Annotated in this window: 14 protein-coding genes; 2 read left to right on the top strand and 12 right to left on the bottom strand. The window is 72.7% G+C overall.

All coding sequences use genetic code 11. From position 1 onward, the window contains the following. The first annotated feature begins 56 nt into the window (after positions 1–56). Positions 57–908 carry a Rieske (2Fe-2S) protein gene (locus C1A38_RS23445; RefSeq protein ID WP_102659897.1) on the top strand — a complete coding sequence of 284 codons (852 nt, stop codon included), beginning with the start codon at positions 57–59 and terminating at the stop codon, positions 906–908. Positions 909–1,008: 100 nt separating this feature from the next. Here C1A38_RS23445 and C1A38_RS23450 read toward each other — a convergent pair whose 3' ends face one another. The 12 genes from C1A38_RS23450 to C1A38_RS23505 are packed head-to-tail and all read right to left on the bottom strand — an operon-like array spanning position 1,009 to position 10,165. Next, positions 1,009–2,319 carry a LysM peptidoglycan-binding domain-containing protein gene (locus tag C1A38_RS23450; protein WP_102659898.1) on the bottom strand — a complete coding sequence of 437 codons (1,311 nt, stop codon included), beginning with the start codon at positions 2,317–2,319 and terminating at the stop codon, positions 1,009–1,011. A gap of 16 nt (positions 2,320–2,335) precedes the next feature. Then, on the bottom strand, positions 2,336–2,761 hold the full coding sequence (locus tag C1A38_RS23455; RefSeq protein ID WP_102659899.1) for a pilus assembly protein TadG-related protein: 426 nt from the start codon (positions 2,759–2,761) through the stop codon (positions 2,336–2,338). Then, on the bottom strand, positions 2,758–3,225 hold the full coding sequence (locus C1A38_RS23460; protein ID WP_102659900.1) for a TadE/TadG family type IV pilus assembly protein: 468 nt from the start codon (positions 3,223–3,225) through the stop codon (positions 2,758–2,760). Before C1A38_RS23460 ends, C1A38_RS23455 begins: the two co-directional genes overlap by 4 nt. Further along, a complete protein-coding gene (locus C1A38_RS23465; RefSeq protein WP_102659901.1) occupies positions 3,210–3,653 on the bottom strand; it encodes a TadE/TadG family type IV pilus assembly protein in 444 nt (147 codons plus the stop codon). Before C1A38_RS23465 ends, C1A38_RS23460 begins: the two co-directional genes overlap by 16 nt. A gap of 2 nt (positions 3,654–3,655) precedes the next feature. Then, on the bottom strand, positions 3,656–3,850 hold the full coding sequence (locus C1A38_RS23470; protein WP_102659902.1) for a hypothetical protein: 195 nt from the start codon (positions 3,848–3,850) through the stop codon (positions 3,656–3,658). A 30-nt stretch (positions 3,851–3,880) separates the two neighbouring features. Further along, positions 3,881–4,744 (bottom strand): type II secretion system F family protein, encoded by an 864-nt coding sequence (locus C1A38_RS23475; protein ID WP_102659903.1) that lies wholly within the window; start codon positions 4,742–4,744, stop codon positions 3,881–3,883. Then, on the bottom strand, positions 4,741–5,646 hold the full coding sequence (locus tag C1A38_RS23480; protein ID WP_013730908.1) for a type II secretion system F family protein: 906 nt from the start codon (positions 5,644–5,646) through the stop codon (positions 4,741–4,743). The genes C1A38_RS23475 and C1A38_RS23480 overlap by 4 nt, the downstream gene beginning before the upstream one ends. After that, positions 5,647–7,182, bottom strand: coding sequence for a TadA family conjugal transfer-associated ATPase (locus tag C1A38_RS23485; protein ID WP_102659904.1), 1,536 nt, complete (start codon positions 7,180–7,182; stop codon positions 5,647–5,649). It lies immediately after the preceding gene. Next, positions 7,172–7,972, bottom strand: a complete 801-nt coding sequence (locus C1A38_RS23490; RefSeq protein ID WP_013730910.1) for a CpaE/TadZ family protein — start codon at positions 7,970–7,972, stop codon at positions 7,172–7,174. The genes C1A38_RS23485 and C1A38_RS23490 overlap by 11 nt, the downstream gene beginning before the upstream one ends. Continuing rightward, entirely contained in the window at positions 7,972–8,637 is a 666-nt protein-coding gene (locus tag C1A38_RS23495) for an SAF domain-containing protein (protein WP_102659905.1), read from the bottom strand. Before C1A38_RS23495 ends, C1A38_RS23490 begins: the two co-directional genes overlap by 1 nt. Beyond that, the gene (locus C1A38_RS23500) at positions 8,634–9,554 is read right to left on the bottom strand and encodes a hypothetical protein (RefSeq protein ID WP_102659922.1); all 921 of its coding nucleotides are present in this window, start codon (positions 9,552–9,554) and stop codon (positions 8,634–8,636) included. The genes C1A38_RS23495 and C1A38_RS23500 overlap by 4 nt, the downstream gene beginning before the upstream one ends. Positions 9,555–9,598: 44 nt before the next feature. Continuing rightward, positions 9,599–10,165: a hypothetical protein gene (locus C1A38_RS23505; protein ID WP_102659923.1), complete on the bottom strand. Its 567-nt coding sequence runs from the start codon at positions 10,163–10,165 to the stop codon at positions 9,599–9,601. Positions 10,166–10,832: 667 nt separating this feature from the next. On the opposite strand from C1A38_RS23505, the gene C1A38_RS23510 reads away from it, so the two are divergent. Continuing rightward, a complete protein-coding gene (locus tag C1A38_RS23510) occupies positions 10,833–11,540 on the top strand; it encodes a prepilin peptidase (protein ID WP_102659924.1) in 708 nt (235 codons plus the stop codon). The last annotated feature ends 37 nt before the right edge of the window (positions 11,541–11,577 follow it).

The following is an 11,577-nucleotide window of genomic DNA, read 5'->3' on the forward strand; positions in this document are numbered from 1 at the left end:
GGGAGGTTGTTCTTGTCGGGCGGTTTGGGGGCGGGTAGGGCGGGAAGTCGGTAGTTGTGCGAGAGCTATTGACGAAGATCGAGCAGAATTCCCGGCTTGACCGGTTCGGTGATCGGTTGCAGCGCGCGGTGCAGGGCACCCTGCGGGGGCAGCGCGTCCGTGATCTCCTGCACGGGGTCTGGCTGGGGCATCCCCTGCACCCCGCGATGGTGCAGGTCACGGTCGGTTCCTGGATGAGTGCGGCGGTACTGGATCTGCTGCCGGGGCAGCGGCGGGCGGCCACCGCGCTGATCGCGGTCGGCACCGCCAGCGCCGTGCCGTCCGCGGTGGCGGGCCTCAACGACTGGGCGGCCCTGGCCCGTGACCAGCGCCGGGTCGGCCTGGTGCACGCCGCGTCGAACAGCGTGGCCCTGGTGTTGTACGGGGGCTCGCTGGCCGCACGGTTGTCGGGTCGCCACGGCCTCGGCCGTACGCTCGGCTTCCTCGGACTCAGTGCGGCGAGCGCGGGGGCGTACATCGGCGGGCATCTGGCGTACAAGCAGGGTGCCCAGGTGAACGTGAGCGTCTCCGACCTGCACCTGATCAGCGAGGGGTGGCATGCGGTCGCCGAGATCGACAGTTTGCCTCAGCGGGAACTGATCACCCGCAAGGTCGACGAGGTGTCGGTGATCCTCTACCGGCACGGCGACGACGTGACGGTGATGCTGGAGCGCTGCCCCCACCAGAGCGGGCCGCTCGGCGAGGGCGAGGTACGCGAGATCGACGGCCACGCCTGCGTGGTCTGCCCCTGGCACGGCAGCACCTTCCGCCTCAACGGTGGCGAGGTGGTGCACGGTCCATCCTCGAACGACCAGCAGATCCTGCCCACCCGCGTGGTGAACGGCAAGGTCGAGGCACGCCTGCCCTGACCCCCGGGGTACGGCGGCAGGCCCGACGCTGCGGCCCGCGCACCGACCGCCCGCCACGGCAGTCGCTCGTGCCGCCAGTCGCTCGTGCCGGTAGGTGTCGTCAGTCTTTGCGGTGTCGGCCGGTGGGAAGTTCGCGGGGTGCGCTGCTGCGCCGGTGCTGCCAGGTGCTGGCCGAGGTGGTCGCGGGTCGTCGGCGCAGACCCAGGACTGCGCCGATCTGTGCGCCGACGATGCTGGCCACGGCCAGTACGGCGGAGATGGCCAGGGGACGGTTCACCCGGTCGGGATCGCCTGCGCGGGCCGCGCCCACCGTCACCACCGGCGGATGGTTGTCGGAAACCTCGTCGCGTGGCGCGGTCGGCTGTCGATCCTCGGGCGCGGCGGGCGCTGGTGTCGCGGCTGCCGGCCCTGAGGTGCTCCCACCCGGCTGACCGGAGGCGCCACCCCGCGTCGCCCCGTCCTGCGTGGCCCCACCCGGCCCCGTCCCACCCGGCCCTGATCCGCCCGGCCCCGTCCCGCCGGGTCCCGATCCGCCCGGCCCCGATCCGCCCGGTTTCGCCGGGGCGGGCGTTTCTGCTCCGCTGTCCGGGGCGGCCGGTTCGGGCGAGGGCCGTGCCGGCGTCGCCTTCGGGGTGACCAGCCGACCGGTGGCGTGTGCCCGTACGCCCTGGTCCTGGGCCTCCGCCGGGAGCGTGATCAGTTGGCCGGGGCGGATCTGGTCAGGGTTGCGGAGTCCGTTGAGGGCAGCGAGTTTGCGGTAGTCGTCGAAGTCGTCCAGGTACCGGTCGGCGACCTTGCCGAGGTAGTCGCCCTTGGCCACCTGGTAGACCGGAGCATCGACAGTGGCCCGGTCCGCCCGCACCGCCGCCTGCGAACCCATCGCCGTCGAGCCCACGGCCGTCGAACCCATGGTGGTCGAGCCCATGGTGGTCGAGGCGATCGTGGTCGAGGTGGCCGGGGACGCGTACGCGACGGTCGCGGTGGGTGCGGTGTACGGCCCGGAGGTGTACGCGGCGGTGGCGGCGGCGGCCGGGCTGGCGACGAGGATCAGCGCGACCGAGCCGACCAGGGCGGCGGCGGCCCGCTGCTGGCGGCCCATCCCGGGAAGCCGGGGTGCCGGTCGGCGCAGCGCCTGTGCGCCCAACTCGACGAGCACCGAGATGGCGAAGGTGGCCCACCCGAACCAGCCGACCAGCGCCAGTGCCCGCAGGAACAACTGGCCGTCGTCGCGGCTGGTGAGGGTGGTGCCGACCTCCGCCAGTGTCGGTACGTGGTCGGGCAACGGGTTGCCGGCGAAGGCCAGCAGTGCGATCGGCCCGCCGACCAGCAGGCCGAGCAGCACGACGAGCGCACCGAAGCCGGTCAGGATGCGACCGAGCCGTCGTACGGCGGTACCACCCGATGCGGCCATGACGACCTTCCTTCTCTCAGGGGATCCCGGTCAGCGGCCGCGCGGTCGCCTCACCGGTGACGGTGACGGTGTTGGAGAAGCCGAAGAGGCCGAGCATGGCCCGGCTGTAGGTGACCGAGACGCGTACCCGGATCTGGGTTTCGCCGTCGACCACCGGGAAGTTGACGGTGTGACTGCTGGCCCCTGCGGCGGCGAGGTAGTCCGCGACGGCGCGACGGGCCTGCGGTCGGTTGATCTGTTTGGGCCCGCCCTCGATGGCGGTGGCCAGGTCGATGGCCTGCCCGCCCGCCCGTGCCGCCTCGGCGGCCAGGTTCTCGGCCCGCTGGAGGGTACGCAACTGCCCCGCGCCGTCGAACGCCATGCCGATGATGGCCAGCACCCCGACGAGGGCGATGGCGAGGAAGATGCTCACCCGCCCGGCATCGCCCCGGCCGGCGGTCATCCTCGACTCCGGTAGCGGTCCAGCGGCGAGGTGAACGAGGCGGTGATCCGGCTGCCCGCCGGCATGTTCTTCAGCGCGGGAAGCCTGACGTCCTGGTAGGACACTGTGCAGGCGAGTTCCACGGTGACCGAGGCGTCCTGCCCGACACGGCTGCGGAACGCCGCGTTGAAGGTGGTGGACCGGCCGTCGACCGTACCCCGGAAGGTGATCTGTGGGGCGCCGGTGCAGGCCACGCCCCGCCAGTCGAGCTGCTGCCGGGCCGCCTCCCGGGCCTCCCGGCGGGCGGTGGGGGCGTCCCGGGAGATCGAGGCCGCGCGGGCGGCGTCGTGGGCGGCGGCCTCCAGCGCCTCACTGGCCACGGCGGTACGGCCGGCGACCCCGGCCAGCACCATCAGCGCCACGAAGGCAGGTGCCAGCACGGCCACCTCGATCGAGACCGAGCCCCGGCTCATGGTGCGGTCCATCGTTCCACCGTCCCGTGTGCGCTCTGCCGCACCGAGAAGCTGACGCCCGGTACGACCGACAGGGCGCGACCGGTCACCGTGCAGGTCACGTCGGTGGCCGTGGTGACGCAACTCGGTCCCGGGTCCTTCCAGCCGACCAGCCAGTCGCCCGCCTGGTTGAGGAACTTCGTCGCCCGCTCGGCACCGGCGTTCGGTGCGGCCTCGTGCAGCCGTTGGGCGTTGACGCCGCTCTGCGCGGCGTTGAGCGCGGTCGAGCGGGCCACGAAGACTGCGGCGACCTGGATCGACGCGAACAGCATCAGCAGGATCGCCGGCAGCGTCACGGCCAACTCGACCGGGTTGCCGCCTCGTTCGCCGTCGCCGGGCAGCCGGTGGTGCCGGCGCGCGACGGCGCGCCGGCACCACCTCTCGAACCGGAAACGACGCATCGTCAGTTGGCCGGCGGACCGGGGAGGGCGTCCATCCAGTTGTTGGCTGCGGCGAGGGCGGCGGCGGTCACCGCGAGGGCCACCGTCACCAGACCAAAGATGATCACGGCGGTGGGCACCGGGCTGTCGCCGCGATCGCCGGCGAGTTCGGCCAGCCGCGCGCGTAGCGCGGCGTGCAGGTAGGTGAGGACGGACATCGAACTGCTCCTTTGCTGACGGGGGTTGGCCTAGAGGCGGGCCAGGAACGGATAGATGGCGAAGCCGAGCAGGACGAAGACCAGCAGCGCGCCGGGGATGTCGAGCCGACTGGTCACCCCCTCGGCGCGAGCCAGGTTGTCGGTGCGGATCTGGTCGCGTAGCGAGTCGGCGCGGCTGCGCAGCGTCTCGTGCACCTGGGCGCCCTCGCTGCCGGAGGACTGCATGATCGCGCCGACATCGCCCAGCTCGGGGATGCCGATCCGATCGGCGAGGTCACGCAACTCGTCCCAGGGGGAGTGCATCTGCATCTGGGCCATCCGCAGCGCCTCGGAGATCCGCTCGAAGACCCAGCCCTCGCAGATCGCCGCCGCCCGCTCCAGCGACTGCACCGGGCCGTGCGCGGCGGAGAGTTGCAACGCCACAAGGTCCAGGTAGGTGCAGACCGCCTGGCGGAACTCCTCCCGGGCGGCCTCGGCGCGGGTCACTACCGCCCGGTGCGCCACCAGGGCACAGAGCGCCGCCAGACCGAGGCTGCCCAGCACCGGTACGACAAGCGGCAGCGAGATGCCGACGGCGAACAGCGCGAAGCTGAGCAGGGCTGGCGCGGCGAGGCCGATCAGCGCCGAGAGCAGCAGGGAGAGCGTGTACTGCTCGGGGGTGCGGTCGAGCAGGGCGAGCTGTCGGTGCGGTGGGCGCAGCCAGCGGGCCAGACCGGTGAGCCACTCCAGTTGACGGGCGGCGGGACCGGGCCGGGCGACTCCGGCCGGCGGATGCAGCCGGCGCAACGCCGGGCCGAGCGCGGGGGTGGCCGGCACCAGTTCGCGTACCACCAGGAACACGCCCAGCCCGACCGCTGATCCGGCGACCACGGCGACGAAGAGGTGCAGGTTCACGCCACCGCCTCCTCGGGGTCGGGAGCGGGCAGGAAGCGGGCCGGTCGCGGCGGTTGGCTCATCGAGCGCACCCAGGCCAGCAGGCCGACGAAGGCGGCACCGAGCAGCGCCATCACCAGCTGACCGAACGGCGTGCCGTACGGCTGCACGTACTCGGCGTTGAACAGCCCGTACGCGATGGTGGCCAGGGTCATGCCGGTGAGGAACCGGACCGCGAACCGGGGCTGGGTGCGTTTGGCCTCGATCTCCCGCCGGGTGGTGACCTCGGCCGCCGCCGCCGAGGCGATCGAGCCGAGTACGTCGCCGAGCCGTTCACCCCGGTCGGTCAGGTGCAGGATGAGCGCCGCCACCACCTGGTCGCAGACCGGGTCGCCGATCTCGTCGGCGAACGCCAGCAGGGCGGATCGGGCCAGCCAACCGGCCTGGAGTCGGGCGGCGAGCAGCCGTACCTCGTCCTGGATCTCCTCGGGCGCGGTGCCGACGGTGCCGATGATCGCCTGCTGGAGTCCCTGCCCGGTGGCGGAGACGTCCTTGAGTCGGCGGGTCCACTCGCCGACGGCCTCGATCCGGGCGATGGCCCGCTGTTCGGCCCGGCCGACCGAGAACAGCCACGGGGTGCCCGGTACCGCGACCGCGACCAGCAGGCCGACCACCGGCAGCCCGGTCAGCAGGAAGGCCAACGCGCCCGCCACCACCGCGCCGATCAGCAGCGCCTGGTGGGCCTGCTGCTCGCGGACGGTGGTGCCGGAGCCGCGCCACAGTCGGCTGATCCCGGGGCCGGCGCCGGGCGCAGGGCCGGGCGGGCGGCGGGTGCCGACAAGTGCGACGACCGTCAACACCAGCCCGGCCACGCAGGCCGCCCCGGAGACCACGGCGAGAAGTTCGATGTTGTCGAGCACCACTCACCGCCGACCGAGTCGGGTCTGCTTGGGGCGACGCCAGGCACCCTGCCCGGCCTCGATCCAGCGGCTCAGCAGCCGGGCGTCGTAGCCCACCCGCAGCAACTGGTCGCGGACCCGTTCGGGTAGGTGTCGGGGCACCGCCCGACCGTCCGGGCCGGGCGCGAACACCTTGGTGGTGGTGATCCGGTTGCTGTCACCGACACCGATCACCTCCTCGACGTGCGAGACGAACCGGTGCTTGCGCCCGCCGATGCCGGTCTCGTCCTCGACGGTGACGTAGACGATCAGGTCGAGGGCATTGCCGGCCATCCGGCGGGCCTGATCGACTGTCATCTCCCGGCCGTGCGCCAGCGCCAACTCGATGATCCGCTCGCTGACCCCACCCGGGGTACGGGCGTGGATCGTGCACATCGAGCCCCGGCTGGTGGTCATCGCCTGGAGCATCGGCACGATCTCGCGGGACCGGACCTCACCGACGATGATCCGCAGTACGCCCATCCGCAGCGACACCGGGATCAGGTCGGCGATGCTGATCTCACCGGCCGGTCGACCGTCCGGCCCGCGCTCACCGTGCCCCTCGCGGGCCTCGAAGCTCATCACCGCCCGGTGCCGGTCGGTCCGGCGGGCCGGCAGCAACTCCCGGCTCTCCTCCAGCAGCACGTACGGCTCGTCGGGCGGGATCTCGCTCATCAACGCCCGGATGACCGTGGTCTTACCGGCACCGGCCAGCCCGGCGACCATGATGTTCAGCCCGGCGCGCATCGACGCGCGGAGGAAGTCGCGCAGCAGCGGGTCGATCATCTCGTCCAGGTCGCCGCGGGTGCCGGCGAGGTCGTCGAGGGTCACGTCGAGGGTGTTGTGCTTGCGGATCACCGCGTACGGGCGGTGGCTGACCAGGAACACCGCCGCCAGCCGGCTGCCGTCGGGCAGTTGCAGATCCAGGGTCGGCTTCGAGGTGGACAGCGAACGTTCGGTGGCACCGGCCCGGCGGGCCGCCGCCTGGAGGATCTCCACCAACTCGTCGTCGCTGTCGGCGATCGGCTCGACCCAGTCGACGCCACCGCCGTGCCGGGTGATGCGCACCTGGTCGCAGCCGAGGATGTGGACCTCCTCGATGGTGTCGTCGACGAGCAGGGTCTGCAGTCGACCGAGACCGGCCAGTTCGGCGGTGACCTGGTCGAGCAGCAGCCGTTCCTCACCGGCGGCCATCGGGGTGCCGGCCCGGCGTACCGAGTCGGCGTACTCGGCGACCAGGAGCACCGCGAGCCGGGCCCGCTCGGTGTCCTCCTCGTCGACGCTGAACTCCCGACCCCGCTGCCACCGGGTGAGTTGCTCGCTCAACTGGCGACGCAACTCCCGTACCACCTGGAAGTCCACCCGTGGCCGGGGCGGCGGCTCGGCTGCCGCCGGCGCGGCCGACACCGGCACCGGCACGGAGGCGTAGTGCCGACCGTTGGCCACGGGCAGCGGTGGCGCGGTGGAGGTGGCGCCGGGCGGCTGCCGCCGGGGATCCGAGGAGACCGGCTCAAAGCGCATCGGGCACCCCCTGCGAGACCGGCCAGGCCAGGCGGGCTCGCCGCCGGTCCAGCAGGGCGCCGACCGGCACCTCCAGTTCGCGGGCCGCGCGCAGCAACGGCCGTCCGGCGCGCACCGTGCCGCCCAGGCTCAACACCCCGGCGGTACGCGGATCGTGCGGCAGCCGGGCGATCACCGGCAACTGGAGGGCCTTGCTGATCTCGCCCTTGCCGTGGCCGTCGCCGACCAGCAGCAGGCGCAGCGTGCCGGGCTCCACCCGATGCTCGGCGAAGTCCCGTTCGAGCGTCTTGAGCATGGCGCGGGTGCCGGACAGGTCGGGCAACTGCGCCCGGGTCACCACCAGCACCACCGACGCGGCCCGCAGCAGCGGCCACGGCGTGCCGACCACGTGCAGCCGTCCACAGTCCACGATCACGTCGTACGGCGGGTCACCGCGTTCCAGCCCGGTGAAGAAGTCCGCGAACCGCTGCCACAGCGGGATGACACTGCCGGCCTGGGCCGGGTCGACGACACCGGGCAGCAGCAGGCGTTCCCGGCGCGGGGCGTCCAGGTCGACCAGCTGCGACCAGAACGCGGTGTCCAGGTTGCCGTCGCGCAGTTCCCCGACGGCCAGTTCACCCAGGCCGCGTGGGCCGTCCAGCGCGCCACCCAGGTAGCCGGCGAGGATCGAGCCGCCGGCCGGGTCGCATTCGGCGAGGACCACCCGACGGTGCCAGCTCAGCGCGCACGCCAGCGCGGTGGTGGTCACCCCCGGAGAGCCCTTGGCCGAGACCAGCGCGATGATCGCCATCAGGCCGCCTTGGTGAGCACGACCGCGATCCGGTCCTGCGCGGCCAACGCCACCACGGCCGGCACGTCCCGGACGGCCAGGGCCAGGTAGACCACCACCTCGTCGCGGCCGTCCGTGCTGACCGCGTCGGTGACGGTGGCGGTGAACCGGGTCACGCCGGAGGACGAGTTGCTGCTGCTGTTGTCGTCGCGGGGGGTGCTGACCAGCAGGATCTCGTCGCCGGGGCGAAGCTTGGGGGCCGGCACCTGGGCGGTACGCAATCCCAGGGCGATCTGCTGCTGACCCGGGCCGAGCAGGGGCTTGTCGGTGAGCTGCGACATGGTCAGCAACGTGCCGGGGGCCAGCGAGACGGCGGCGCGCATGCCTACCACGTCGGCGAGCCGTCCGGCCGGCACCGGGTCGAGGCCCTGCCCGCCGGCCACCTGCACGGAGACCAGGTCGCTGGCGCTTACCACGCTGCCCACCTCGACCGTCCGGGCGACCGCCAGGTAACTGCCGGTCGCACGCACCGAGGTGACCGCGAACGCCGAACCCAGCCCACCCAGGGCGATCAGCAGTACGGCCAGCCCGAGCAGCCCGGGGCGGACCCGGCGTTGCCGGACCACCTTGGGTGGGGCGACCGGCGCGTCCACCGGAGAGGGTCCGTTGCGGGTCGCCACGCTCATCGGGTCACCACCTGAAGCTCGTTGATCTGGATCTGCACCGGGCCGGTTGTGCGGGTGACGCCACCGATGCTCCCGGTCGCGCCGCTGCTGCTGGTCCAGGTGACGCTCCACTGCGTCGTCGCCTGGACCTGGTACGTGCCGGCCTTCGTGTAGCCGTTGTGGTAGCCGCAGTCGGGGGAGCGCTTCCCGGCGTTTCGACCCTGCCGCTCGTACGCGGTGCCGGGGCCGTCGCAGACGACCCGGTCGCCGTTGCCCATGTCCCAGACGATCTCGTCGACCTCGGCCCGGATGGTGACGGTCAGGCCCCGATCGGATGCGGAGGCGCTCTGCGGGCCGAAGTAGGTGGGGCCTCGGCTGGCCCACATCCAGACCGGCAGCCCGACCAGACCGGGGCCGATGTCCTTGCGGGGTGCGACCGCCGCTCGGGGGGCCAGCAGGGTGATCGAGGCGAACGCCCGGCGGGCCAGCTCCTCCGGATCCGGCGGAGCACCGAAGCCCGGCGGCGGCCCCTCCAGCAGCTCGTTACGCACGCTGCCCAGGGACACCGCGTCGCAGGTTAGCGTGTACCACTGGGACCCCGGGGGTGCCTCCAGTTGTGGCTCGGAGAGTCGGTAGTAGCAGCCGTCCTGGCTGTTGAACCAGCCCATGCCTTCGCGGTAGCAGGGGACGGTCTGCCCCTTCCACCGGCAGACGCCGCTGCCGCCACCGCCACCGCCGTTGTCGCCACCGTTGTCACCGCCGTTGCCCCCACCACCGGGGGTGCCCGGGTCGTCGTCCCAGACGTTGCAGTTGGGCTGGGCTGGCGGGCACTCGGCACCGGGGTCGGCGGCACCGGCCGGCACCGCCGGACCGGTGACCAGCAGCAGCGCCAGCGCGGTGCCGAGCAGCAGCCGGCGGACGGCCGTCCGGCGCAGCAGGCGCGGATCGGCCGATGCCCGGTCGAGGTGGTTCGCCGCCCGGGTCAGCACGGCTGATCCTGGTGGGCGGAGCCGCCGCTGATCAGCCAGCGACCGTCGGGGTAGCGGGTGGCGACGGCGGTGGCGAGGTGCCGCGTACCGCGGGTGCCCGGCACCGGCTTCTTGTCGGCGACGTAGACCAGCCGGTAGCCGGTGGCGTCGAGGCAGTCCTGTATCTCCACAGTGGGTGGCTCGCCGTCCAGGTCGACGGAGATCACCGTGGGGTCGGAGCGCAGCGTGCCGGTGCTGACCGCGCCGTTGGCTCGGGCCTTTATCAGGCCTACCCGGACCCGGGTGAGCAGCGGGTCGGCGAGGAACCGGGTCAGCTCCGGGTGCTGCGGGTCGCTGCGCCGGCTTGCCGACCGGGAGGCGCTCAGGTATCCGGCGTACGCCTTCAGGGCCGCCTGCTCGGCGGCCTTCTCCTCGGCGACCCGTTCGTTGCCGACCGGCCGGCTCCGGTCCGTGGAGGTGGTGCCGGCTGTCGTCGGCGGGTTGCCGCAGGCGGTGGTCGTGCCGACGGTGGCCACTGCGACCAGACCGGCCGTCCAGCGACTCAGCTGCCGTGCTCGCACCCTCGTGCCCTCCTCGGTACCGACCCGGCGACCGGCGTCGCCGCCGTTTTCGGGCATGCGGCAGCGCGACCGGATGGTCCTCTGCGGGCCGGTCCAATACGCAGTCGCATTTGCCCTTACGGATCTTCTACAAATGCACTGTCCTGGGTGGTTATGGCCGTCGGACGTGGGTTGCGTCACATCCAAGGGGCGAGCATAAGCTGACGCCGGCCGATGCAACAGAGGCAATTCATGTGACTACTCTGAGTCATGAACGGTGGTGGTGCTCGATGGTTACCGGAGGGTTGCCGAGGCCTGCCGAGGTCGTGTCGACGCCGGATCGGTGCGGTTCGCGCCCCGATGGGATCCGCCGTCGGGTGGGGGGCGCCGAGGCGGGTATCGGTGGGGTGGGAAATGGCTTGTTGCCCGATCCGTCCCCCGTTTTCCCCGCCCCAGGGGTTCGCCAATTGCGTTTCATGGGAATTCCATCGATGCGCGCCGGGTGTTTCGGCCGAGTCTCCGCCGACTGCCAGGGTTCCGTTTCGCAACGATCGGGTCACCTGCGGATCCGAGCGGGCAGATTACGTACGGTATTCACATTCCCGGGGTGGTCGGCGTGAGCCGGCCGGCCGCCACCGAGCCGGCGCGGCCCGACAACGTCCCGCCCACCGCCGCCCGCCGCCGGCCGCTGGCCGTGCTGACGCTCACCCCGCTGCTGCGGTACGCCGTCGCCCGACACGCCGTGCCGGCGGGGACCGACCGCCGCAGCGGATGCGACGCCTGCGACACCCCGATCGGCCTCGACCGGCCCTGGCCGGCGCTCGGCCCCACCGCCCGATGCGGCACCTGCCGAGCCCGGATCGGCGCGCCGCCGTACACCGTCGAACTGGTCACCGTCGCCGCCCTCGCCATGCTGCTGCTGGCCGGCCCGCCCGCAGGTGAACTGGTCGCCGCCGCCTGGTGGCTGATCTTCGCGGTACCGCTGGTCTTCGTCGACCTCGCCGTGCACCGGCTGCCTGACCGGCTCACCCTGCCGGCCGCCGCCGGCACCTGGCTGCTGCTCGGACTGACCGCCCTCGTCGACGCCGGGCCGGCACCCTGGCTGCGCGCCACCGCCGCCGCGCTCGGCCTGGCCGGCTTCTTCGCCACCACCACGCTGCTGTTCGGCGCCCGAGGCTTCGGCATCGGCGACGCCAAACTCGCCCTGGGCGCGGGCGCGCTGCTCGGCTGGTACGGCTGGGCGACCCCGGTGCTGGGGCTGCTGCTCGCGGTGATGCTGTCCGGCCTGGTGGCTCTCGGGCTGCTTGTCACCCGACGGGCGCGCTGGTCGTCTCACCTGCCGTTCGGGCCGTACCTGGTGCTCGGCACCGTGGGGGCGCTGCTGCTGGTGTGGTGAGCGGGCCGGCGGGGAACTGTTGATGCCTCCCGTTCGC

Source organism: Verrucosispora sp. ts21 (assembly GCF_002879555.1).
Classification (GTDB): Bacteria; Actinomycetota; Actinomycetes; order Mycobacteriales; family Micromonosporaceae; genus Micromonospora; species Micromonospora gifhornensis.